This is a genomic window from Massilia polaris (assembly GCF_012927275.1).
Lineage (GTDB): Bacteria > Pseudomonadota > Gammaproteobacteria > Burkholderiales > Burkholderiaceae_D > Telluria_A > Telluria_A polaris.
This window is the reverse complement of the sequence record NZ_JABBGG010000001.1, coordinates 403,221-424,699: the sequence shown is the minus strand read 5'-3', so window position 1 is coordinate 424,699 and position 21,479 is coordinate 403,221. Positions and strand designations below refer to the sequence as shown.

Genomic DNA, 21,479 nt, shown 5'->3' with positions numbered 1-21,479 from the left:
TTATAAAGTTTTTACAGGGTGAATAGGCGTATTTTGAGAGTGAACGAGAGGTTTTTTATAGCGTCGGCGCACCTGCTTCGGCTCGATGCCTTCGAGTAGCAGCTTCAGGCCGGTCCAGTCCATTTCACAGCTGTCCACATCGGCCCAGTTGCTGACAAGCCGGCCTTGCTCGAGGCGTTTTGACCACACGCACAGGCCGTTTCGGTCGAAATACAGGACTCTGATCTGGGTGGCGCGCCGGTTGATGAAAGCGAACAGATTGCCAGACAGCGGATCCTGATGCATGACGTGCCTGGCCAGCGCGTACAGGCCATCGAACGACAGGCGCATGCTCACCGGCTGGCCGTACAGGAATACGCGCACCTGGCCTTCGGGGAAGAACATCAGCGCCTCGCGATCGTCAGTACGACACCGCCGCCGAGATCTATGCGGATGTCGAGGCTGGGAATGGCCAGTGGCGCTGGTGCCGGCGCATGCTCCGTGGCTCTGCTGCCGACGGCGCTGTTGACGGCGCCAAGATCGATGAATGTCGCCTGCGGTGCCGGCCGGGCGGCGTGCTCATTGGCGCCGTTTGCGAGTTTCGTGCGCCAGACGTGAAAGTTGGCCTGCGAGATCGCATCATCCCGACAGAAGGCGGCGATGCTCTTGCCGCTCGCGGCATGTCGTGCCAGGTGATTGCGCCAGCTCGCTTCTTTCGAGGTCTGAAATTCCAGCTTGTCCATGTCCCGCTCCGTGTTGTTGAACTCGGAGGAGATTGTGCCGGCATGACGAACCGATAGATACAACGCCGTTCAGGAACCGGTTACTCATGCCTGATTCATCAAGCCAAGGGCAGCGCAGGAAGCACCCCGCATTGCGTCACCGTAACACCCGCGACGGCAGGGTCTTGGCGCGCAGGAAGGCGCGCAGCCCGACGTCTGCGGCGATGCCCGAAAGCGCGGGATGAACCAGCACCTGTTCAAACGGCAGCGGATGCGCGCCGCGCAGGTGGCTGCGAAGCGGAATCGACGGCACGAGCACATTGCCGCTGACGGCAAAGCCGGCCGGGGGCCGCAGCGGCGCGACAGCCACCCATTCGCGCTGGCTGGCCAGGCCCGGGTCCCTTAGCCGCGGCAGCAAGCGGCCCGTCGCCTGCCGCAGCGCGCCCCAGCAGGAAGGCAAAACGTCGTCATTGTTATGCGCGCCGAAACGTTCGGCCGATTGCTCGTAATAGCCGAGGAAGCAGTCATAGATTCTATCCAGGGCTGCACGCTGTGCCTGGCCGTCGTAGATCGCCGCTTGCGCGCGAAAGGCGCGGCGCGGGAGCTGGCCCGGCGCCGACAGGTTGAGGTCGTTTGTGCGCATCCCCACCGCGTACACGCTTCCGTCCGAAGCATCCCCCAGCGCCGCCTCGCCATTGGCATAAAGGCGTGCGAGGTAATGGTCGAACTGCGAGCCGCACGGCGTGAAGTTGCGGATCAGCTCCCCGGCGAATTCGCGCTGCGCGGGATTTTCCGCCGAGCGGAGGCGCTCGTCGATGTATGAGCGGGCAAACGGCACCGCATACGCATCGGGCGATGCGGCGCCGGCAAAGCGCGCATCGACCGCGGGCCACGCCTGTGCCTGGACCGCCGCCTGCAGTCCGGGCGCGTCGCACAGCCGGTACAGCAACGCAGGCGGCACAGCGGCGCCATCGCCCGCAAAATCGGTTTGCAACAATGCTGTCAGTTCCGCGCCGACCACCAGGCGCACGTGCTTGCTATAGATTCCAGACATCCGGGTCCTGTTCGCGTTTTAAGAAGCGTTCAGGCTAGCGCCGGCTGCGACAAGCCAGGTCGCTGCGGCAACGCGACATGGCTTGTCGGGTGCCTGCTTAGAGTGGGAAGTCACCTCACTCGCACGGGAGAACCTGATGCACCGGCAGACGCTGAAAGACGCACGCTACAAGATCATCGGCTACATCGATACCGCCAGCGACGGCAAGCAAAGCGCAAGGGACGCGCGCTACCACACGGTTGGCTACTACGATCCGCACACCAATATCACGAAGGACAATCGCTTTCACACGGTTGGCCACGGCAACCTGCTGGCGTCGCTGATCGCATGCGCCTGACGATTACAAGCTGCAGTGACTATTGCCAAAATGCAATTTCACTCCTATGATGTGCCACTTCTTAAGTGACCGGATCCCCGCATGAACCAGACGACCGCGCCGCGCTACCTGACCAAATCGCGTTTCAAGAGCGCGCTCGAATGCCCGACCAAGCTGTTCTATATGGGCAAGCCGGCGTTCACGAACCTGCGCAGCGACGACGAATTCATGCGCGCGCTGGCCGAGGGCGGGTTCCAGGTCGGCGAACTTGCCAAGCTGATGCATCCCGAGGGCGTCGAGGTCAAGGCCAAGGGCCATGACCAGGCACTTGCGGAAACCGCCGCATTGCTGGAACAGGAGACCGTCACGATTTTCGAAGCGGCCGTCCGTTTCCAGAACCTGTTCATTCGTATCGACATCCTGAAGAAGAATGGCAGCCACTTCGAACTGATCGAAGTAAAGGCCAAGTCCTACGATCCGGACAGTCCCGATTTTTTTGCCGGCGCCAAGGGAAAAATCAAGCCGGCCATCCTGCCCTACCTGCAGGACGTCGCCTTCCAGAAGTTCGTCGTCGGCGCCGCGTTCCCCGGCCATACTGTCTCGTGCTTCCTGATGATGGCCGATAAATCGTCGACCGCAACGACCGGCCAGGTCAGCCAGCGCTTCAAGATCTGCCGCGCCGGCCGCCAGAGCCGGGTCGAGGTCGCCCCGGGAACCACCAGAGCGGCGATCGGTGCGGACCTGCTGCGCGCGGTTCCGGTATCGGTGCATGTCGACGACATCATCGGTTCGCCAGTCGACGTGGCCGGCGTGCCGATGGCGTTCAGCGACGCCGTCGGCATGCTGGCCTCGCATTACCGGCGCGACGAGAAAATCGCGCCGGTGCTGGGCAAGCAATGCGGAAGCTGCGAATTCAAGGCAGCGGCGCCCGACGAGCGCAGCGGCTTCCACGCCTGCTGGAAGCAAGTGGCGGGCCTGAGCGATGGCGATTTCGCCGGCGGAACCGTGCTTGACGTGTGGAACTTCCGCGGCAAGGGCAAGCTGATCGACGCCGGCGTGTACAAGCTTGGGCAGGTCAGCGAGGACGACCTGAAACTGGCGCCCGGCATCGAGGGCATGTCGCGCAGCGAGCGCCAGTGGATGCAGGTGTCGGGCGAATGGCCCGGCGGCGGCGCCTTCTACCTCGACCGCGACGGCTTGCGGGAACAGGCGGCCAAGTGGCGCTACCCGCTCCACTTCATCGACTTCGAGACTTCGCGCACAGCCCTTCCCTTCCACCAGGGACGGCGGCCATACGAACAAGTCGCGTTCCAGTTCTCGCATCACGTGATGGACGAGGACGGCAGCGTCGCGCACGCCGGCCAGTTCCTCCGGGCCGCGCCAGGTGAGTTCCCCAACTACGCATTCGTGCGCGAACTGCGGCTCCAGCTGTCGGGCGACGAGGGCACCATCCTGCGCTGGGCGACCCATGAGAACAGCGTACTGCGCGACATCTGGACCCAGCTCGAGCACGACCCGGCGCCACCGGCCGACAAGGCCGCGCTGCAGGCCTTCATCCTGTCGATCACCTCCGAGGGTGAGCGGACTGGCGAGCGCACGATGGTCGACCTGTGCAAGATGGCCGAGTTGTATTACTTCCATCCGGCCACCAGGGGCAGCTGTTCGATCAAGAAAGTCCTGCCCGCCGTCCTTGGTTCATCGCCTTACCTTCGCGACCGGTACGCCAACGCCAGCTATGGCAGCCCGCACGGCATCCCGAGCCTGAATTTCAATGGCTGGGCATGGTGGCAGCCGAACGGCGACGGTTTGCCGCGCGATCCGTACGCCCTCCTCCCGGCCGTATTCGCCGACCTGGAAGCGCCCGCCGCAGCTGGCCTGGACGAAGACGAAGCGCTGGCCAATGGCGGCGCCGCGATGGTTGCCTACGCCCGGCTGCAATTCGAAAAAATCAGCGACCAGGAACGCCAGCGGCTGGAGGCGGCGCTGCTGAAATACTGCGAGCTGGACACGCTTGCGATGGTCATGATCTACCAGGCGTGGCACGCCGAACTCGCATAACCCCACCATCAAGGACCTACCAATGGATGCAAGCACCGATACCAAGTTGACGACCGCAGCCTTGCGCTACTTGCGCGAATGCTCTTACTTCAAAAGCGAGACCGGACTGGCGCCGGGAAAGGCCAACGAACTGCTGTCGGCGATCATCGTCAACCGCTGGCTCGCCGCCAACGGTTACGCCTGGAAAATCGCCATCAGCAGCCGGCCGACCGGGGTGGACGGCGTGATCGTCGGTGACGTTGCCGGCCCGCGCGATGTGGAATTCAAGTCGAGCGGCACCAAGAATGCCAGCTACCAGTTCGATCCGAAGTTCAACTACGCCTCGCATGGCTGCCTGGTGTTCACCCAGCTGTCCGAGGGCGTGCCTGCGCGGGTATTCCTTGCCATCGGGTCTCAATCGATCGCGTCGATCCAGTCGATGGCGGAACTGGACATGAAACGGTTGAACTTCGGCGCCAAGAAAGATGACATGGCACTGGTCCATACGACCTCGAAGCCTGCCAGCGCGCAGCGGCCCGCCAGGGTTGACGGTCTCGCCGACCTGCCGGTACGGCACGGCGCCGACGGACGCGACGACCGGGTCGTCGTCATCGAGGGCGCGGAACTTACTGGTTTTCTTTCGGAATAATCATGCAAAATGCAAGCCCGCTGGCGACAACGCCGGTACACGACATCGTCACGCAACTGCGCACCACGCTGAAGTCGGACGCCTACGCGGAACGTCTCGCGACAATCCATCGCTACTACAACAACTTGAAATCGGAAGGCCGCTACCGCGACGCGCTGCTCGAGCTGTTCAACCAGTCCGGGCAAGCCAACCAGCACGGCTGGCGCGCCTATGCCGAGGCCGACAAGGTCGACCTGGTGGTGACCCAGCCCGACATGGGGCGGGACGGCTGGGTGAAGGTCGAACTGAAATACCAGTTCATCTTCGACCTCGCCTCGCGGGTCAGCACGACGTTGGGCAAGCTCAAGCGTTGGCCGGGTGACCTCCCGATACGCCAGCAGCTGCAAAGCCTGCCAAAATGCGACCTTCAACGGATCGCCCTCGACTGCATCGGCAAGGACAGCGACGATTCATCCGGCCTGTGCGATGTGTTTGTGCTGATCGTGCAGGACCGGTTTGGCGCGGCGCACCCGGACGCGGTGCGTTCGCGGGCCGGGCATGCGAAGTCGCGGCCGTGGAAATGTCCTGAACTGGACGAGCGTGGCGTCAGGCTGCAATTCCTGCGCGAGCAGGCCGAACTGGATGCGCTGCATGACCGCGTTTCCTACGACAAGGCATGGACCGGGCCGACCTGGGACATGCTGAAACTGATCCACGAGATCCGGCCATTCAACCTGCAGGTCGTGTCGCGCAAGATGGCGGACGACGCCGGACCGTTTCCCCTGACGTCCTACATTTTCACGCTCGACTTCACCGCGCCACGCCCGCTGCCGACTGGCGTAGAATGGCTTCCTGCTTGATCCACACCCAGGGAGAGACGCGATGAAATGGCTTGCCATGATGACGCTGTTGCTCGCGACCCAAGCGAGCGCCCACCACGGCTGGAGCGAATACGATGCCGATCGTCCGCTGCAACTGAGCGGCACGATCGAGGAATCCGGCTACGTCCACCCGCACGGCTTCGTGCGCCTGAAAACCGCCGACAAGACCTGGCTGGTGATCCTGGCACCGCCGTCGCGCCTGGAGAACCGCGGCCTGTCGCCGGCCATGCTGGCCAAGGGAACGGCCGCCAAGGTGCTCGGCTACCAGAACCGTAACAAGCCGGAAGAAATGCGCGCGGAACGCATCACCATAGGCGGGAAGACCACGGAGCTGCGCTGATGGCAGGCGCTGCCGGCCTGCTGTCGTGGCTGGAAGCGACCGCGCTGGCAGAAGCGATGCGCGGCAGCCTGTGGATGTACCCGATCGTCGAGATCGTCCACATCACGGGATTTACGATCCTGGTCGGATCGGTCGCGATGTTCGACCTGCGCGTGCTGGGTTTCGCGCGCTCGCTGCCGCTGCAGGCGCTTGGCAGGCACCTGCTGCCGTGGGCCGTTGCCGCCCTGGCCCTGATCGTGCCGGCCGGGCTGATGCTGTTCTCGGCCCACCCGCACGATTTCGCCAGCAACAAGGTGTTCCGGCTGAAGCTGGCCCTGATCGGGGCCGCCGGCGCGAACGCGGCACTGTTCCATTTCGGCGTCTACCGGCATGCCGCAGGCTGGAACGAAGGCGTGCGCACTCCGGCCCTGGCCAGGGTCCAGGCCGCCGCATCGCTGGCGATCTGGATCGCCGTGATCTGCTGCGGCCGCTTGCTTGCGTACACCTGAGGTCTCCAGCGATGTCGCGCCGCTTGCTGCTCTTGTTACTCTGCACGATCTGCATCCAGGCGAGCGCGGCTGGCGACGACAGGTTCTGGTCGCTGCTTCGGCAAGGCGGTAACATCGTATTGATGCGCCACGCGCAAACCGTGCCCGGGGCTGGCGACCCGCCCGGCTTCGTGATCGGCGATTGCCGCACCCAACGTAACCTGTCGGATCAGGGCCGTGCCGACGCCGCGAGGATCGGCGGGGATTTCCGCAAGCGCGGCATTCCCGTCGCCGAAGTACTGTCGAGCCGCTGGTGCCGCTGTGTCGACACGGCAAAAATCGCCTTCGGAACGGTGCGCACCGCCACGATGCTCGATTCGATGTTCAACGACCGCGAGCGCAGCGACGAGGAAAAGCTGCGCGAGCTCTACGCTTATCTGGCGCGCCGCCCCGCCTCGGTCGGCAACCTGGTGCTGGTCACCCACGCGCAGAACATCAGCGCGCTGACCAGGGAGTCGGTCGCCTCGGGGGAAATGGTGGTGGTGCGACTTGATGGTCGGCGCAAGCTGCAAGTGCTGGACCGGGCAAGTCCATAACCACAGGGCAGTTTTACGACGGCCGCGACGGCGGACGCCGGAAGAATCGATCGAGTCGACCAAGGCCTTCCGCGACGGCGGCCTTGACCTGCTCAACGTCAGCGTCGGTTTCACCATCCCGGACACGAATATCCCTTGGGGAGACCGATGCGCGCGCCGATTAAGGCCGCGCATGGCGGCGCCATTGGCCAGCAGGCGGGCGACGCCCCGCCCGGCTGCAGATGAGCTCGGTGTACAATTGGCAACTCCTTGCCACGGTGCCCTGCCCCGCCCATGAACCAGCCAACCGATACCTCAAGCGCGTGGCCCGCGCGCTCGACCAGGCCGCCTGGCGCACGCGCGACCTGTGCGCGCGCCTTGGCGGCGAGGAGTTCGTGCTGATCCTGCTGGCGACCGGCGAAGCGTCCGCCCTCAACGTGGCCGAACGCTGCCGCAAGATTCTCGCGCGCGAAAATATCCCGCATGCCGGCGCGGCCGAGGCCGAGGCCAGCCTGGTCACGGTCAGCATGGGCGTGGGCACCACCGCACCGGGCGCCCACGACGATGCCGGCGCCTTCCTCGACATGGTCGACCGGCGGCTCTACCGGGCCAAGGCCGAGGGGCGCGACCGCGCCTGGAGCGCGGCAGCCTGATTGCCTGTTACGACGCCCAGCGCCGGCGGTGCGGCCGGGTCAGCACGCGCAGCGCCACCGTGAACGCGATACCGGTTTGCTTCAGGTAGTCGGCAGCCGACCGCGTCCCCTGCGCCGCCTGGACGGCGACCGCGAGGTCGACCTTGACCGCCGATGCGCGGTCGGGGCGAGTTAGGTAGTGATTGTCCAAAATGCCTCCACAATTGATGCGCGCTGGGTAAATCCTACGATGTTACTGCAATCGACGAGTTCGCCAACAAGAATCGAGTGGCGCTACCGGCGGACGTTGTCGTTGTCGTTCAACAACGCATACAGCCGCGCCTTTTTTATCGGCCGCTTACAAATTCGTTATCGTATGTGCTACTTTAGTGGCCTATTGTCGTCCGCGCTACCGCGCCGTCGCCCCAGTGAGTAAACTGTCGCCCAATCGTGCGGAACCATGAACCAGGAACGCCTTACCGGGTCAACCGATGTCAAACCAGGCGATGTGGCCGCGCTCTCGCTCGAGCACGTGCTCGCCTATTTGCCGGGCGTCGTCTACCGCTGCGAAAGCGTTGACCCATGGACGATGGCGTTCATCAGCGCAGGCATCGAGAAACTGACCGGTTATCCGGCAGCCGCCTTCACGGCGCGCTCGTCGATGACCTTCGCCAGCATCATCCACCCGGACGACCGCGAACTGGTATCGTGCCAGGTCGGGCGCGCGTTAAAGCAGGGCCAATCCTATCAACTGACTTATCGGCTGGTGGCCGCCGACGGCGCCATCAAATGGGTCTGGGAACAAGGCGGGGCGGTGCCGGGCGCCGGCGGCGGCATTGAAGCCATCCAGGGCTTCATCTGCGATTTCACGCGCGTCAAGATGGCCGACCGCAAGGTGCTCGAACAGGCATCGCTGCTGGACAAGGCGCTCGACGCCATTTTCGTGATCGACGCCGACTCGCGCATCACCTACTGGAACCACGGCGCCGAGCGCCTGTACGGATGGGATGCCGATGAAATCGAAGGCCAGCGCCTGTGCGACCTGGTCTACGACGATCCGGCCGAGTACCGGATCGCCTACTGCACCACCCTCAGCGAAGGCGAATGGCGGGGCGAGCTGACGCAGCGGCGGCGCGATGGCAGCAGAATCCATGTCGACAGCCGCTGGACCCTGGTCGACACCGACAGCAGCGCCAGCGAGCCTTCCGGGCGGATCATGTCGATCAACACCGACGTCAGCGAACGCAAGCAGCACGAAGACAAGATCTTCCGGCTGGCGTTCTACGATCCGCTCACCGAGCTGCCCAACCGCGCCAACCTGCTCGACCATCTGCGCCGCGCCTTGCTTGGCAGTGCGCGCTCGGGCAAGTACGGCGCACTGATGTTCTGCGACCTCGACCATTTCAAGCGGCTCAACGACACCCACGGCCACGCCGCCGGCGACATGCTGCTGCAGGCGGCGGCGCGCCGGCTGGAACAAAGCGTGCGCGAAGCGGACATGGTGGCGCGCCTTGGCGGCGACGAATTCGTGATCCTGATCGCGCCGCAGGACGACACCCGCGATGCGGCGGCGCTGCAGGCCGAAACGGTGGCGACAAAAATCGTCACGGCGATGAGCGCGCCGTTCAAGATGGCCGATTTCAGCTACGCGGTGTCGGCCAGCATCGGCATGGTGCTCATCTCCGGCTCGACCGACACGGTCGAATCGGCCTTGAAGCAGGCCGACAGCGCGATGTACCAGGCCAAGGCGAGCGGCCGCAACACCTTCCACTTCTACGATCCGGAAATGCAGGCGGCGCTGTTTGCCCGGGCCGAGCTGGAAACCGGACTGCAGCGCGCGCTGCGCAACAATGAATTCGTGCTGTATTACCAGCCCCAGATGGATGGGAACAACCACGTGATCGGGGCCGAAGCGCTGCTGCGCTGGCGCCTGCCGAGCGGCGAACTGCGGCTGCCGGCCGATTTCATCCACACGGCGGAAGAAACCGACCTTATCGTCGATATCGGCATGTGGGTGCTGGAGACGGCGTGCCAGCAGCTGGCGCTGTGGCAGCGCGCGGACGAAACCGCGCACCTGAGCTTGTCGGTGAACGTCAGCGCGCGCCAGTTCGTCGAGCCTGACCTGGTCGCCAAGACCGAAGCGATCCTGCGCCAGACCGGGGCCGATCCGCGCGGCCTCAAGTTCGAGCTGACCGAAAGCCTGGTGGTCACCGACTTCGTCCAGACCGCGCAGCAGATGAAGGCCTTGCGCAAGCTGGGGATCAGTTTTTCGCTCGACGACTTCGGCACCGGCTACTCGTCGCTGGTGTGCCTGCGCAACCTGCCGATCGACCAGCTCAAAATCGACCACTCCTTCATGCGCGGCGTGCTGACCGACCGCAACGATGCCGCCATCGTGCGCTCGATCATCGCGCTCAGCGGCAGCCTGGGTTTGCAGGTGATCGCGGAAGGGGTTGAAACGATCGGCCAGCGCCAGTTCCTGTCGGACGCCGGCTGCCATGCCTACCAGGGCTTCCTGTACGAGCGCGCCATCGCGGAAGAACACTTTTCGCGCTACGCGCGCCAGAAGCACTAGCGCCAGGCGCGGTGCGCCGGCTAGCTTGCTTCCAGCAGGATCTTCTGCAACTGGTCGACCTGGTACGGTTTCGGCAGCGATGTGCAGGCCGACGCCGCCAGTTCGCCGCTCAGCGCGCCGGCGCCCGACGCCCGACGCCACGATGATGCGCAGCGACGGCGCCATCGCGCGCAACTGCGCGCCCAGCGCCATGCCCGCCATGCCGGGCAGGTTCAGGTCGGTGATCCGGGCGTCGAAGCGCTCCGGCGCGAACAAGTCGCAGGTGCAGGCGTCGCCCTGCACCGTGACACCCTTGCCGTCCTCGATCCAGTCGGCGCGGAAGCCCGCTTGCGTGCGCATGGCGTCTTGCCTTAATGTGAGGTGAAGCACAGTGCGCGATTCGTCAATTCGCGATCATGTATTTTTTGCTTAAATTGCAATGAAATACCTGATCACGTTACCTAAACCAGCGAGAGCTATCCATGAAAACGAATATCGCCATTGTCGGCGCCGGATTTTCCGGTGCCGTTATCGCAAACCAGCTCGCACACGCCGGGTACACCGTCGAAGTGTTCGAAGCGCGCCCCCACATCGCCGGCAACTGCCACTCCGAGCGCGATGCCGACACCGGCGTGATGCTGCACGTGTATGGCCCGCACATTTTCCATACCGATAACGAACGGGCATGGGCGTTTGTGAACCGGTACAGCGAGTTCAAGCCTTACGTCAACAGGGTCAAAGCGATCACCAACGGCAAGGTCTTCACGCTGCCGATCAACCTGCTGACCATCAACCAGTTCTTCGGCAAGACGTTCCGCCCTGCGGAAGCCCAAGCGTTCCTACAGGAACTGGGCGACAAGTCGATCGAGAACCCGACGACGTTCGAAGAGCAGGCGTTGCGATTCGTCGGGCGCGATTTATATGAGGCCTTCTTCAAGACCTATACGGTCAAACAGTGGGGGCTGGATCCGAGCGAACTCCCGGCCAGCATCCTGAAACGCCTGCCGGTACGCTTCAATTACGACGATAATTATTTCAGCCACAAGTACCAGGGCATGCCGGCCGATGGCTACACCGCGCTGGTGGCGAAAATCCTCGACGTACCCGGGGTGACCGTCCACCTGAACACCCGCTTCGATCCGGCGCTCAAGGGCGACTACGCGCATGTGTTCTACAGCGGGCCAATCGACGCGTGGTTCAGGCACGCGGAAGGCCACCTGCCCTACCGCACGCTGGACTTCGAAGTTTTCCGCGACACCGGGGATTACCAGGGCAACGCCGTGATCAACTACTGCGACAACCAGCAAGCGTATACCCGCATCACCGAGCACAAACACTTCTCGCCGTGGGAAACCCATGAGAAAACCATCTGCTACAAGGAATACAGCCGCCAGTGCGAGGAACAGGACATCCCGTATTACCCGATCCGGATGGCGCGCGACAAAGAGCAGCTGGAACGTTATATCAGCCTTGCTCAGAATGAGCATAACGTCACCTTCGTCGGCCGCCTTGGCACTTACCGCTATCTCGACATGGACGTGACGATCAATGAAGCACTAATCACCGCCGACAAATTCCTTGAGTGCGCACCGGACAAGGCCGCGATGCCAGCTTTTGTGATCAATCCACTGGGATAAGGGATGGTCGGAACGGGTCGCCCGTCACATACACGGCGCGAAAATCGTTCACGTTGGTCAGGGTGGGACCGCAGATTACCGAGTCGCCGAGCGCCTGGAAGAATCCGTGTCCATCGTTGTTGGCAAGGCTGGCGCGCGGATTGATCCCCATCGCCCACGCACGTTTGAGCGTGTCCGGCGCCAGCCATGCGCCAGCGATTTCTTCCTGGCCGTCGACGCCGTCGGTATCGCATGCGATTGCGTGGATGCCGGCGTCGCCGTCAAGCGCAACGCCGAGCGACAGCAGGAATTCGACATTGCGTCCACCGCGGCCATCGCCGCGGATCGTCACCGTCGTTTCGCCACCGGACAGCAGCACGCAAGGCGCGCTGAACGGCTGGCCACCATGCGCCACATGGCGCGCGATGCCGGCCATGACAATGCCAACCTCGCGCGCTTCGCCTTCGATGCTGTCGCCAAGGATATACGCTGGCACACCCGCACCGCGCGCCACGTCCGCTGCGGCTTGCAACGCCATCTGCGGCGTGGCGATCATGCGGGTTTCGCTGTTGGCGAGACGCGCATCGCCAGGTTTGACGCTTTCGCCGCGCCCGCTCTCAAGCAGCGAAATGACCTGTGGCGGTACCGCGATGGCGTAGCGCTCGAGGATCTCCAGTGCATCGGCGCACGTGGTCGGGTCGGCGCTGGTCGGGCCGCTGGCGATATTGATCGGGTCGTCGCCCGGCACGTCGGATATGACGAGCGTCACCAGCCGCGCCGGATAACAGGCCGCAGCCAGCCGCCCGCCCTTGATGGCCGACAGGTGGCGGCGCACGCAGTTCATTTCGCTGATGGTGGCGCCGCTCCTGAGCAGGTCGCGGTTCAGGGCCTGTTTGTCGGCCAGCGTGAGCCCTTCCGCCGGCAGCGGCAGCAGCGACGAACCGCCCCCGGAGATCAGGCAGATCACCAGGTCGTCGTTGGTGAGGCCCTGCACGAGACTGAGGATGCGATGTGCCGCATCCATCCCTGCCTGGTCGGGCACCGGATGGGCAGCCTCGATGATCTCAATGCGCTCGCACGGCACCTCGTAGCCGTAGCGGGTAACGACCAGGCCGCTCAATGGTCCCGCCCAGTGCTGCTCGAGCACCCTCGCCATTTCGGCGGATGCCTTGCCCGCTCCTACCACCAGCGTGCGGCCGATCGGTGCTGACGGCAAATGCGGCGGCAGGCAGTGGCGCGGCTGGGCGGCATCGACGGCAGCTGCGAACATTTGCTGCAACAGCTCTCTGGGCGACATGACAGGCTCCTGTTATTGGGGCGGCAAACTGCGTGTTCGGATTGAAATTAATACGGTGGCTGTTCCTGTCGAGTATAAGCGAAGCGGCGTATTCGGCGATTACCCCGTTATATTTGGATTATGAATGGCAGGTATCGAAAGTTCGAATTGGATTTATTTCTCGCGACGTTCGATACTAGCCCTAATCCTCCCGTTACAGAAAGCGCCAAATGACAACTTCTACCCTACATTTCGTCTCGGAAAATGCGGCCCTGTCTTCGCTGGCTGCATCCATTTCAACATTCTTCAAGCCGGCGCAGGGCGTCCGCGCACCTGGCGAACCAGGCCTGATGGACCTGTACCGCCTCGCCGCATCCGGTGACTCGGTCAGCCCGGCAGTTGCAGCCGCACTTTCCAAGCGCGCCGCGAACTAAGTACCACTTATCGCGCGGCGGCGACAAGCCGCCCGCTTGCCGCGGCCTTCCCGCTTGGCCCCTATCCCCCCATCTGTGAAATAATCCCGGTCCGGCGACCGCTTTTGCGGCGCCCTGAACCTGGAGAATTACCCATGAGTTACGACCTGATCGTCTTTGCGCCCGACGCCGCGCCCGCGAAGCGTCCTGCCTTTCTGGACTGGTATGACGAACAGACCGAATGGGACGACGGCCAGGCCTACGACAACCCTGGCGTCGCAACACCAGCGCTGCAAGCGTTCTTCACCGAGCTCGCGGCCGAGTTCCCACCCGCGCGGGAGGATCAGGCCGACGCAGGGACCGACTACGCGATCGGCGCTTCGCTGATCTATATGTCGTTCCTCGACTGGGACAAGATCGACCGCGCACACGAAGCCGTCTTTAACCTCGCGGCCAGGCATGGACTGGGATTTTTCGACGTGAGTTCGGACCTGGCCGAGGCCTGGCTGCCGGATAAAAAAGGCGGACTGCGCATCGCGCACTCCGACTAAGCGCCAGCATCGGCAACAACATCCCGGCTTCAAGGAATCACATGCAAAAATTGATCTCAGAACTGAGCCGGCTCTACCTTCCAGCGGACGCCGTCGCACCAGAAGCGCTGGTTCAGCACATGCTGGGCAAGGCAACGCTCGCCATCAAGCTGACCGGCGACAATGGCCTGACGCGCGCTATGGTGATTCCCTTCCGCAAAGTGAGCGGCAATGAAGAAGCGCAGCATTGGACTTTGCTGTGCGAGGTCGCGAATGCCTTGCAGGCCGACCTTGGCCTGCCGGCACCAGCCGTCAGCATCTCTGGCGCCGATGGTTACGGTCTGTGGCTGTCATTGGAAACGCCAGTACCCGCGGCCCTGGCGCAAAAGTTTGTTGAACTGCTCCGCCAGGCGTATTTCCCCGAGGGCTCCCCGATTCCTGACCCGGTTGGCGCCCCGGTCGAACTGCCGCCGTGCCTGAACCAGCGCACCGGCAAATGGGCCGCGTTCATCCATCCGGGCATGGGCGCGTCGTTTGCCGACGAATCCGGGCTGGAGATGGCGCCACCGATGGCGGGACAGCTTGCGTTCCTTGAGGGATTGCGCCGTATCAGCGACGCACAGTTCCGGCACGCGCTGGATGTGCTCCAGAAATCGCACAGCGCGGCGCCGGCTGCCAGTGCGCCCGCGCTGGGGCGCAACGCGGGCGCCGATGGCCTGCTGCTAAAGGACGCGACGCTGGAGGACATCGTACGATTCCTTCATTCGAAGAATATCGAACCGACCTTCCGGCACCTGATCCCCGGCAGCTGACTACTGGGCAGCGCGAAGGCAGGCCTGCCCGTTCCACTGCGAGAGCACTTCAAGCACCCTTACCTGCACTGCCTGCCCGTCACGGCGCGGCCATTCGATCGTATTTCCCTCTGCCATGCCCAGCAGTGCCGTGCCCATCGGCGTGAGGACCGAGATCTGGTTCGGGGCGGTATTCAGGTCGGCCGGATAAACCAGGGTCAGGCAAAACTCTTCCCGGGGTTCGGAGACTTCAAAGCGCACCGACGAATTCATGGTGACTACCCTGGCGGGCAGCTGGTCCGCTTCCACGATGTCGGCGCGCGCCAGCTCGTCAAGCAAAGCGTTCTTGCAGTCGACTGCCGAGGCGGGAAGCCGGTCGGCGATGTTTTCCAGGCGCTCGGCATCGGAAGCCAAAACAAAGATTTCAGGTTTCATTCTTAACTCCATTTAGTGATGTGGGCCCCGTCATCATTCGACCATCAGGGCAGCCGTAATCAACGCGAGTTTGCATGCCACCAGAAGCTGGATGCGGGCGCGCGTCTGCCGCCCTTTGTTAATGAGCGCCCTGGCGCGGCGGCGTTTGCTACTGCGTGCAAGAACCTGTTTGGCCCAGGCGCCGGCATCCCGTGCGGGCGGGTGGCAATTGTTTGTCATGATGGATAACCCCAACGCCCGGTCGGGCGAAGCAAAAAAGCATACGAGCTGCAGTACGACAGCCGTCGTGGTGCAGTGCTGGGATTGAGGTGGCTCGGCGTGGTGGAGAACTGGTGTTCAGTTCAACCGGCTCGCCGAGCCTAAGGGAGGCAGGCGAAGGCCTGCTTGGTCTGGCGCCCGTGCGTTGCCATTGCTTTCGGCAGCGGAGCGAAGTGCGGCACTGTGGCGAGATCCGGAAAAACGGAGGTCAGCAATCCCCTGCTCATTGAAGAGCACGATGGGACATGTTGAACCACACGCTGTTTCATGGGGGCCTGCCTTAAGGTGGTCAGCCCATTATAGCCCCGATAGCCGGTAACGGCAGGCCAGGATTCCACATGCCGCTTCGGACCGCCGCGTTCGGGTAAGATCAGTTTCTCTCCGTCCGACGCGACACGCCACTTATGAATCGAGCTTGCGGCCTTAACCTCTGTGCGATTTTCCTGGTGGCGTCGTTGATCGCCGGATGCACTGGTTTGCCGTCGCTGGAAAACCGTTCCAGTTCCACGGCGGACTTGAACGCCGGCGACACGCGGCTGGGACGGGCGATAGCGCCGGAGGTGATGGCGCATCCCGGAAAATCAGGTATTTATCCCCTGTCGGATGGCCGCGATGCGTTTGCTGCGCGCGCCATGCTGGCGCATTCCGCCGAGCGTACCCTCGACGTCCAGTACTACATCTGGCGCAACGACATGACTGGGACGCTGCTGTTCAACGCCCTGCGCCGGGCTGCGGACCGCGGGGTTCGGGTCAGGCTGCTGCTCGACGACAACAACACGTCCGGGCTCGACGGTCCGCTCGCTGCACTCGACGCCCATCCGAAAATTGCGGTTCGCCTGTTCAATCCTTTTGTGCACCGTCGCATGCGCGCGCTCGGTTACCTGACCGATTTCTCACGCGCCAACCGGCGCATGCACAACAAATCGTTCACCGCGGACAGCCAGGTCACGGTGGTGGGCGGCCGCAATGTCGGCGATGAGTATTTTGGCGCTGCTGAAGACGTGCTGTTTGCGGATCTGGACGTGATGGCGATCGGGCCGGTCGTCGCCGAGGTTTCCAAAGATTTTGACCGTTACTGGAACAGCGACTCCTCCTATCCTGCGCACCTGCTGCTGGAACCGGTCGACCGCGTCGCGACAGAAGCGCTGCGGACGGCGGCGTCGCAGCTTGAACGCAATGCCAGCGCGCTGGCATACGCGAGCGCCCTGCGCAATTCCACGTTCGTCGATAAACAGATGAAGGGAAGCCTGCTCCTCGAATGGGCCGATACGCGCATGGTGAGCGACGATGCGGCCAAAGGACTTGGGCTGGCTGAACCGGGCGCACTGATCGTCGAAAAACTCAGGGAAACAATGGGCGAGCCGGCCACGGAACTGGACCTCGTGTCGCCCTATTTCGTACCTACCGAAGCGGGAGTGCATACCTTCGTTGCGATGGCCCGGCGCGGCGCAAAGATCAGGATTCTGACCAATGCGCTGGAAGCGACCGACGTGGCGGCTGTCCATTCAGGCTACGCAAAACACCGCAAGGTTGATGGATCGCGGGTTTTCATCGGCTCCTTCAATTTCGACCCGCGTTCGGCAAAGCTCAACACGGAAATGGGCTTCGTTATCGACAGCCCGATGTTAGCGGATCGAATTTCAAAGGCATTCGATCATCGTATTCCAGTCGATGCTTACCAGGTCCGCATGTCGGCGGACCGGAAGCTGTATTGGATTGAGCGTGGTGGCGCCATAGCCGTGGGGCATGACGTCGAACCAGGCACCAGCTTCGGACAGCGCGCAGCTGTCTGGCTGCTGTCGCTATTGCCGATCGACTGGCTGTTGTAGCGCTCCCATTTCCAGGTCAAATTCGGCAACGCCTTCGACCGCTCCGTGTACGCGGTCACCGGGCTGCAAGGCCCCTACACCGGCGGGCGTTCCGGTATAAATCAAATCGCCCGGCGCGAGTGTCACGAAGCGTGAAATGTGGCTGATGATGTCAGCGACCGGCCAGATCATCTCTTGCAAGCTTCCTTCCTGCCGGACGACCCCGTTCACCGTCAGCGAGATGCGCGCATCGCCCGGATGCCCGACCTGGCTGACCGGATGCAGCGCGCTGCACGGCGCCGAGGCATCGAAGCCTTTGGCGAAGTCCCAGGGCCGGCTCATCTCCTTGGCCACCGCCTGCAAGTCGCGCCTGGTCAGGTCCAGGCCCACCCCATAGCCCCACACCAGCGCGAGCGCGTCCGCCGGTGCGACATTGGCCCCCCCGCCGTCCAGCGCGACCACCATCTCCACTTCATGATGCAAGTCGTTGGTCGCGGGCGGGAAAGGAATGACGCCAACGGCGTCGACGATCGCATCGGCCGGTTTCATGAAGAAGAACGGCGGTTCACGCGCAGGGTCGTTGCCCATCTCGCGGGCGTGAGCGGCGTAATTGCGGCCGACGCAGAACACGCGCCTGATTGGAAACCGCGCGCTGGCGCCGGCGACGGCTACCGAAGGAGTCGCAGGCGCAGTGATGACGAATTCAGACATATCGATCCCGTAAAGTTGTTATGCGGCTAGACGCAAGAGCATTGTATCTTCGCCCCGAAAATTCGCTTGACTCGAAAATATGATGGCCGTAATATGAGAGCCATCATATAAGGAGGACGCAGCCATGAACAGCGATCTCAAATCCAGCCGCCGCCAGCTTTCCCACGAGCGCATCCTCGATGCAGCGGCGCGCGCCGTGCGCAAGCACGGCTACACCGGCGTCGGCGTGGCCGACGTCATGAAGGAGGCCGGCCTTACCCATGGCGGTTTTTACGCACATTTCAAGTCGCGCGATGCTTTGCTTGCAGCGGCCGTCGAACATGCCGGCGCCGAAAGCGCAAAGATCCTGTCCCGGCGCATAGCCGCCCTGCTCGACGGCGGCGCCAGCCCGGTGCGCGCCCTTGTTGAAGCTTACCTCGGGGACGAACACATACACGCGACCGACAGCGGCTGCCCGGTGTCCGCACTCGGCACGGAAATGCCGCGCCAGGCCGGCGAAGTACGCGACGTTTCGCGCGGCCGCGTCGAAGCGCTGATCGGAATGGTGGGCCAGGTCTTGCCGCCCGACAGTCCCAGGGACCACGCGTTCGCATTGGCCGGCAGCCTGGTCGGCGCGGTGCAACTGGCGCGCGCACTCGGCGAGCAAGGCAATGAAATGCTGCGGGCAATCGGCAACACCCTCATCGGGCAATACGAACGCTCCAAATAAGCTTTTCCCAGCCGCGGGTTCGCCTGCGGCACTTTTTTACACTTGAATATGACGAGCATCATATTCAAAACCTGAAAGAAATTACCATGAAGCTCCAGGACAGCACCATTTTCATCACCGGCGCCAACCGCGGCCTCGGACTCGAATTCGCACGGCAGGCACTGGCCCGCGGCGCGCGCAAGGTGTACGCGGGCGCACGCGATCCGTCGCAGGTCACGCTGCCGGGCGTGGTTCCGATTGCGCTCGATGTCAACAATGCCGCCCAGGTTGCGGCGGCCGTCGCCGAGTGCGGCGATGTGACCTTGGTCATCAACAATGCCGGCATTGCGAGCCTCGGAGGCCTGCTGGCGGAGGACAGCATCGAAGCGACGCAGCGCATGCTCGAAACTAACCTGTTCGGCATGATGCGTGTCAGCCAGGGCTTCGCCCCGGTGCTGGCGAAGAATGGCGGCGGGGCCCTGCTCAACGTGTTGTCGGTGGCGAGCTGGCTGAGCGCGCCGGTGCTTGCGGCGTATTCCGTATCGAAGGCGGCCGCGTGGAGCCTGACGAACGGCTTGCGCAACGAATTGCGGGCGCAGCACACGCAGGTACTCGGGCTGCACGTCGCGTTCATCGACACCGACATGACACGCGGTTTCGACGCGCCCAAGCTGTCGCCGGAGTTTGTCGTCGCGCGCGCGTTCGAGGCGCTCGAAGCCGGCGCCAGCGAAGTGGCGGTCGACGAGTGGACCCAGGAGATCAAGCGTGGACTGTCCGCCGAGCCGGGCATCTACATCGACTACGCACGCTAAGCCCGTCGACGGAGCCACGCCATGACATCCCCCTCACTCGCCCCCGCCCCTGCCGTTACGCAGCCGTCCAGCCACGCCTCGCCATGGCCGACGTTCTGGATCGCCAGCATCGCGGTGTTTCTCGTCTCGATCGACAGTACCGTGCTGTTTGCCGCCTTCGGCGCGCTGCAGCTGGCCTTCCCCGCCGCCACGCCTGCGGACCTGTCGTGGGTTCTCAACGCGTACACCGTGGTCTACGCGACGATGCTGATTCCCGCCGGCGGACTGGCCGACGCACACGGCCGCAAGCGCGTCTTCCTGGCCGGCGTGACGCTGTTCCTGGCCGCCTCCGCGGCCTGCGGAATGGCCGGGAGCGTCGGTGTGCTGATCGCCGCGCGCGTGGTCCAGGCACTGGGCGCCGCCTTGCTCACGCCGGCGTCGCTGTCGATCATCCTCGACGCCTTCCCCAAAGAGAAGCGGACGGTTGCCGTCAGCCTGTGGAGCGCGGTTGGCGGCCTGGCGGCGGCGATCGGCCCGAGCCTTGGCGGCAGCATCGTCGACTACCTCGGCTGGCCGTGGGCCTTTTACATCAACCTTCCGCTGGGCGCGGTGTCGCTGTGGTTTGGCGCGTCCCGGCTGCGCGAAGCCAAAGCCGGCGCGCGCAAGCACCGGGTCGATATTATCGGCATGCTGCTGCTGATTGTCGCCGTCGGCGCCGCCGCAATGGCGATCACGCAGGCCGATTCGCCGCACTGGAGCAGGCTGGAACTGGCGGCGCTCGGCGGCGCCAGTGTGGTCGCCTTCGGCGCCTTCATCGCCTGGGCGCGCAACAGCACGGCGCCGCTGGTCGACCTGGCGCTGTTCGCGAACCGCAGCTACAGCGCGGTCAACCTGGCCACGCTGGCCTTCGGCACCGCGTTCGCCATGATGTTCTTCGCGTTCTTCGCCTACCTGATGGGCGTCTGGCACTACACGCTTCCGGCCGCCGGCCTGGCAGTGACACCGGGCCCGTTGATGGTGGTGCCGACCGCGATTATCTCCGGGCGCATCGCGGCGCGGATTGGATACCGGCCAGTGCTCGTATCTGGATCGCTGGTGTTTACGGCCGCCGGCCTTTGGATGCTGCTCATACCAGGTAGCGAGCCGGCGTACGCGACGCATTGGCTGCCCGGGCTGATCCTCAGTGGGCTCGGCGTCGGCATGGTTCTGCCTTCGCTTTCGGGCGCCGCGGTGGCGGGCCTGCCGCCAGCGCAGTACGCGGTTGGGAGCGCCGTCAACCAGGCCATACGCCAGCTCGGGTCCGTGCTGGGCGTGGCCATTACCGTCCTGCTCGTCGGGCATGCGACGCTGGCGCGCACCGACTTCCTGCCGCTGTATTGGCTGCATGTCGTGCTTGCCCTCGTGACCGGCGCGTTGTGCCTGAACGTGCAAACAGCCAAGCAAGTCGGTCAACGGCCGTGATGTCGCCATCCGCTCGCCACCCTGCCATCAACGTTCCACCTATTCACAAGGAGCTCACCTTGAACTCACGTATCGACTATTACAAGGCGTCCAAAGAAGCGCTCGCCGCAATGATTGGCCTGGAAAAGGCCGTTTCGGGCTTTGGCCTCGAGCAGACCCTGCTCGAACTCGTCAAGCTGCGCGCGTCGCAGATCAACGGCTGCGCGTTCTGCGTCGACCTGCACACAACCGATGCGAAGAACGCGGGCGAAACCGACCGCCGGCTGCATGCCGTCGTCGTCTGGCGCGAAGCACCCTTCTTCACGCCGCGCGAACGCGCCGCACTTGCATGGACTGAGTCGTTGACGCTGATCGCCAGCACCCATGCCGCGGACGCGGATTACGCGGCCCTGCGCGAGCACTTCAGCGACAAGGAGATGGCCGACCTGACGGTGGCCATCATCGCGATCAACGGTTGGAACCGGCTTGCCGTCGGGTTCCGGAAGATGCCCGCCCGTTAAGGAAAGGGACCCGCGC

At 63.7% G+C, this 21,479-nt stretch carries 26 protein-coding genes; 19 read left to right on the top strand and 7 right to left on the bottom strand.

All coding sequences use genetic code 11. The features are described from left to right. From tnpB to HHL21_RS02065, 3 genes are all read right to left on the bottom strand, one after another. Complete coding sequence (gene tnpB / locus HHL21_RS02075) at positions 1-384, bottom strand: IS66 family insertion sequence element accessory protein TnpB (protein WP_169463577.1); 384 nt, start codon at positions 382-384, stop codon at positions 1-3. Further along, positions 384-722 (bottom strand): IS66 family insertion sequence element accessory protein TnpA, encoded by a 339-nt coding sequence (gene tnpA, locus HHL21_RS02070; RefSeq protein WP_169463576.1) that lies wholly within the window; start codon positions 720-722, stop codon positions 384-386. Before tnpA ends, tnpB begins: the two co-directional genes overlap by 1 nt. Before the next feature lie 136 nt (positions 723-858). After that, complete coding sequence (locus HHL21_RS02065) at positions 859-1,731, bottom strand: hypothetical protein (RefSeq protein WP_169463575.1); 873 nt, start codon at positions 1,729-1,731, stop codon at positions 859-861. Between the two features lie 160 nt (positions 1,732-1,891). Between HHL21_RS02065 and HHL21_RS02060 the strand changes: the two genes are divergently transcribed. The 8 genes from HHL21_RS02060 (at position 1,892) to HHL21_RS02025 (ending at position 7,652) form a co-directional block, all read left to right on the top strand. Beyond that, the gene (locus HHL21_RS02060) at positions 1,892-2,092 is read left to right on the top strand and encodes a hypothetical protein (protein ID WP_169463574.1); all 201 of its coding nucleotides are present in this window, start codon (positions 1,892-1,894) and stop codon (positions 2,090-2,092) included. A gap of 81 nt (positions 2,093-2,173) precedes the next feature. Next, positions 2,174-4,129, top strand: a complete 1,956-nt coding sequence (locus HHL21_RS02055) for a DUF2779 domain-containing protein (RefSeq protein WP_169463573.1) — start codon at positions 2,174-2,176, stop codon at positions 4,127-4,129. 22 nt (positions 4,130-4,151) lie between these two features. Continuing rightward, the gene (locus HHL21_RS02050) at positions 4,152-4,757 is read left to right on the top strand and encodes a hypothetical protein (RefSeq protein ID WP_169463572.1); all 606 of its coding nucleotides are present in this window, start codon (positions 4,152-4,154) and stop codon (positions 4,755-4,757) included. 2 nt (positions 4,758-4,759) lie between these two features. Further along, a complete protein-coding gene (locus tag HHL21_RS02045) occupies positions 4,760-5,596 on the top strand; it encodes a hypothetical protein (protein WP_169463571.1) in 837 nt (278 codons plus the stop codon). Between the two features lie 22 nt (positions 5,597-5,618). Continuing rightward, positions 5,619-5,957: a DUF6152 family protein gene (locus HHL21_RS02040; RefSeq protein ID WP_169463570.1), complete on the top strand. Its 339-nt coding sequence runs from the start codon at positions 5,619-5,621 to the stop codon at positions 5,955-5,957. After that, positions 5,957-6,445, top strand: a complete 489-nt coding sequence (locus tag HHL21_RS02035) for a DUF6644 family protein (protein ID WP_169463569.1) — start codon at positions 5,957-5,959, stop codon at positions 6,443-6,445. The genes HHL21_RS02040 and HHL21_RS02035 overlap by 1 nt, the downstream gene beginning before the upstream one ends. Positions 6,446-6,456: 11 nt before the next feature. Further along, positions 6,457-7,020: a histidine phosphatase family protein gene (locus tag HHL21_RS02030; protein ID WP_169463568.1), complete on the top strand. Its 564-nt coding sequence runs from the start codon at positions 6,457-6,459 to the stop codon at positions 7,018-7,020. A gap of 257 nt (positions 7,021-7,277) precedes the next feature. Beyond that, positions 7,278-7,652, top strand: coding sequence for a diguanylate cyclase (locus HHL21_RS02025; protein WP_370659651.1), 375 nt, complete (start codon positions 7,278-7,280; stop codon positions 7,650-7,652). 7 nt (positions 7,653-7,659) lie between these two features. On the opposite strand, the gene HHL21_RS02020 is transcribed toward HHL21_RS02025, so the two are convergent. Then, complete coding sequence (locus tag HHL21_RS02020; RefSeq protein ID WP_169463566.1) at positions 7,660-7,842, bottom strand: hypothetical protein; 183 nt, start codon at positions 7,840-7,842, stop codon at positions 7,660-7,662. Positions 7,843-8,091: 249 nt separating this feature from the next. Here HHL21_RS02020 and HHL21_RS02015 point away from each other — a divergent pair, with 249 nt between their 5' ends. The 3 genes from HHL21_RS02015 (at position 8,092) to glf (ending at position 11,822) form a co-directional block, all read left to right on the top strand. Further along, positions 8,092-10,206, top strand: coding sequence for a putative bifunctional diguanylate cyclase/phosphodiesterase (locus HHL21_RS02015; RefSeq protein ID WP_229495849.1), 2,115 nt, complete (start codon positions 8,092-8,094; stop codon positions 10,204-10,206). 81 nt (positions 10,207-10,287) lie between these two features. Next, on the top strand, positions 10,288-10,560 hold the full coding sequence (locus HHL21_RS02010; RefSeq protein WP_169463565.1) for a hypothetical protein: 273 nt from the start codon (positions 10,288-10,290) through the stop codon (positions 10,558-10,560). A gap of 107 nt (positions 10,561-10,667) precedes the next feature. Continuing rightward, positions 10,668-11,822, top strand: a complete 1,155-nt coding sequence (gene glf, locus HHL21_RS02005) for a UDP-galactopyranose mutase (RefSeq protein WP_169463564.1) — start codon at positions 10,668-10,670, stop codon at positions 11,820-11,822. Here the strand turns inward: glf and HHL21_RS02000 are convergent. Continuing rightward, positions 11,806-13,098, bottom strand: coding sequence for a glycerate kinase type-2 family protein (locus HHL21_RS02000; RefSeq protein ID WP_169463563.1), 1,293 nt, complete (start codon positions 13,096-13,098; stop codon positions 11,806-11,808). The two genes, glf and HHL21_RS02000, sit on opposite strands and share 17 nt — an antisense overlap. Before the next feature lie 209 nt (positions 13,099-13,307). Between HHL21_RS02000 and HHL21_RS01995 the strand changes: the two genes are divergently transcribed. From HHL21_RS01995 to HHL21_RS01985, 3 genes are all read left to right on the top strand, one after another. Then, positions 13,308-13,511: a hypothetical protein gene (locus HHL21_RS01995; RefSeq protein WP_169463562.1), complete on the top strand. Its 204-nt coding sequence runs from the start codon at positions 13,308-13,310 to the stop codon at positions 13,509-13,511. 134 nt (positions 13,512-13,645) lie between these two features. After that, a complete protein-coding gene (locus HHL21_RS01990; RefSeq protein ID WP_169463561.1) occupies positions 13,646-14,041 on the top strand; it encodes a hypothetical protein in 396 nt (131 codons plus the stop codon). 41 nt (positions 14,042-14,082) lie between these two features. After that, positions 14,083-14,832 carry a hypothetical protein gene (locus HHL21_RS01985; RefSeq protein ID WP_169463560.1) on the top strand — a complete coding sequence of 250 codons (750 nt, stop codon included), beginning with the start codon at positions 14,083-14,085 and terminating at the stop codon, positions 14,830-14,832. Here HHL21_RS01985 and rnk read toward each other — a convergent pair whose 3' ends face one another. Next, positions 14,833-15,246 (bottom strand): nucleoside diphosphate kinase regulator, encoded by a 414-nt coding sequence (gene rnk, locus HHL21_RS01980; RefSeq protein ID WP_169463559.1) that lies wholly within the window; start codon positions 15,244-15,246, stop codon positions 14,833-14,835. It lies immediately after the preceding gene. Positions 15,247-15,908: 662 nt separating this feature from the next. On the opposite strand from rnk, the gene HHL21_RS01975 reads away from it, so the two are divergent. Next, positions 15,909-17,333 carry a phospholipase D family protein gene (locus HHL21_RS01975; protein ID WP_169463558.1) on the top strand — a complete coding sequence of 475 codons (1,425 nt, stop codon included), beginning with the start codon at positions 15,909-15,911 and terminating at the stop codon, positions 17,331-17,333. On the opposite strand, the gene HHL21_RS01970 is transcribed toward HHL21_RS01975, so the two are convergent. Then, positions 17,307-18,023: a fumarylacetoacetate hydrolase family protein gene (locus tag HHL21_RS01970; protein ID WP_169463557.1), complete on the bottom strand. Its 717-nt coding sequence runs from the start codon at positions 18,021-18,023 to the stop codon at positions 17,307-17,309. The genes HHL21_RS01975 and HHL21_RS01970 overlap by 27 nt on opposite strands. A 124-nt stretch (positions 18,024-18,147) precedes the next feature. Between HHL21_RS01970 and HHL21_RS01965 the strand changes: the two genes are divergently transcribed. The 4 genes from HHL21_RS01965 to HHL21_RS01950 all read left to right on the top strand — a co-directional run bounded on the left by HHL21_RS01965 (position 18,148) and on the right by HHL21_RS01950 (position 21,463). Continuing rightward, positions 18,148-18,732 carry a TetR/AcrR family transcriptional regulator gene (locus HHL21_RS01965; protein WP_169463556.1) on the top strand — a complete coding sequence of 195 codons (585 nt, stop codon included), beginning with the start codon at positions 18,148-18,150 and terminating at the stop codon, positions 18,730-18,732. A gap of 86 nt (positions 18,733-18,818) precedes the next feature. Beyond that, on the top strand, positions 18,819-19,523 hold the full coding sequence (locus HHL21_RS01960) for an SDR family oxidoreductase (RefSeq protein WP_169463555.1): 705 nt from the start codon (positions 18,819-18,821) through the stop codon (positions 19,521-19,523). 21 nt (positions 19,524-19,544) lie between these two features. Then, positions 19,545-20,963 carry an MFS transporter gene (locus HHL21_RS01955; protein WP_169463554.1) on the top strand — a complete coding sequence of 473 codons (1,419 nt, stop codon included), beginning with the start codon at positions 19,545-19,547 and terminating at the stop codon, positions 20,961-20,963. Positions 20,964-21,022: 59 nt separating this feature from the next. Continuing rightward, the gene (locus HHL21_RS01950) at positions 21,023-21,463 is read left to right on the top strand and encodes a carboxymuconolactone decarboxylase family protein (protein ID WP_169463553.1); all 441 of its coding nucleotides are present in this window, start codon (positions 21,023-21,025) and stop codon (positions 21,461-21,463) included. Positions 21,464-21,479: the final 16 nt, after the last annotated feature.

Bases quoted from the DNA above. Each gene is read 5' to 3' on its own strand.
- tnpB (WP_169463577.1), bottom strand. From the start codon at position 384: ATGTTCTTCCCCGAAGGCCAGGTGCGCGTATTCCTGTACGGCCAGCCG.
- tnpA (WP_169463576.1), bottom strand. From the start codon at position 722: ATGGACAAGCTGGAATTTCAGACCTCGAAAGAAGCGAGCTGGCGCAAT.
- HHL21_RS02060 (WP_169463574.1), top strand. From the start codon at position 1,892: ATGCACCGGCAGACGCTGAAAGACGCACGCTACAAGATCATCGGCTAC.
- HHL21_RS02055 (WP_169463573.1), top strand. From the start codon at position 2,174: ATGAACCAGACGACCGCGCCGCGCTACCTGACCAAATCGCGTTTCAAG.
- HHL21_RS02050 (WP_169463572.1), top strand. From the start codon at position 4,152: ATGGATGCAAGCACCGATACCAAGTTGACGACCGCAGCCTTGCGCTAC.
- HHL21_RS02045 (WP_169463571.1), top strand. From the start codon at position 4,760: ATGCAAAATGCAAGCCCGCTGGCGACAACGCCGGTACACGACATCGTC.
- HHL21_RS02040 (WP_169463570.1), top strand. From the start codon at position 5,619: ATGAAATGGCTTGCCATGATGACGCTGTTGCTCGCGACCCAAGCGAGC.
- HHL21_RS02035 (WP_169463569.1), top strand. From the start codon at position 5,957: ATGGCAGGCGCTGCCGGCCTGCTGTCGTGGCTGGAAGCGACCGCGCTG.
- HHL21_RS02030 (WP_169463568.1), top strand. From the start codon at position 6,457: ATGTCGCGCCGCTTGCTGCTCTTGTTACTCTGCACGATCTGCATCCAG.
- HHL21_RS02015 (WP_229495849.1), top strand. From the start codon at position 8,092: ATGAACCAGGAACGCCTTACCGGGTCAACCGATGTCAAACCAGGCGAT.
- glf (WP_169463564.1), top strand. From the start codon at position 10,668: ATGAAAACGAATATCGCCATTGTCGGCGCCGGATTTTCCGGTGCCGTT.
- HHL21_RS02000 (WP_169463563.1), bottom strand. From the start codon at position 13,098: ATGTCGCCCAGAGAGCTGTTGCAGCAAATGTTCGCAGCTGCCGTCGAT.
- HHL21_RS01995 (WP_169463562.1), top strand. From the start codon at position 13,308: ATGACAACTTCTACCCTACATTTCGTCTCGGAAAATGCGGCCCTGTCT.
- HHL21_RS01990 (WP_169463561.1), top strand. From the start codon at position 13,646: ATGAGTTACGACCTGATCGTCTTTGCGCCCGACGCCGCGCCCGCGAAG.
- HHL21_RS01985 (WP_169463560.1), top strand. From the start codon at position 14,083: ATGCAAAAATTGATCTCAGAACTGAGCCGGCTCTACCTTCCAGCGGAC.
- rnk (WP_169463559.1), bottom strand. From the start codon at position 15,246: ATGAAACCTGAAATCTTTGTTTTGGCTTCCGATGCCGAGCGCCTGGAA.
- HHL21_RS01975 (WP_169463558.1), top strand. From the start codon at position 15,909: ATGAATCGAGCTTGCGGCCTTAACCTCTGTGCGATTTTCCTGGTGGCG.
- HHL21_RS01970 (WP_169463557.1), bottom strand. From the start codon at position 18,023: ATGTCTGAATTCGTCATCACTGCGCCTGCGACTCCTTCGGTAGCCGTC.
- HHL21_RS01965 (WP_169463556.1), top strand. From the start codon at position 18,148: ATGAACAGCGATCTCAAATCCAGCCGCCGCCAGCTTTCCCACGAGCGC.
- HHL21_RS01960 (WP_169463555.1), top strand. From the start codon at position 18,819: ATGAAGCTCCAGGACAGCACCATTTTCATCACCGGCGCCAACCGCGGC.
- HHL21_RS01955 (WP_169463554.1), top strand. From the start codon at position 19,545: ATGACATCCCCCTCACTCGCCCCCGCCCCTGCCGTTACGCAGCCGTCC.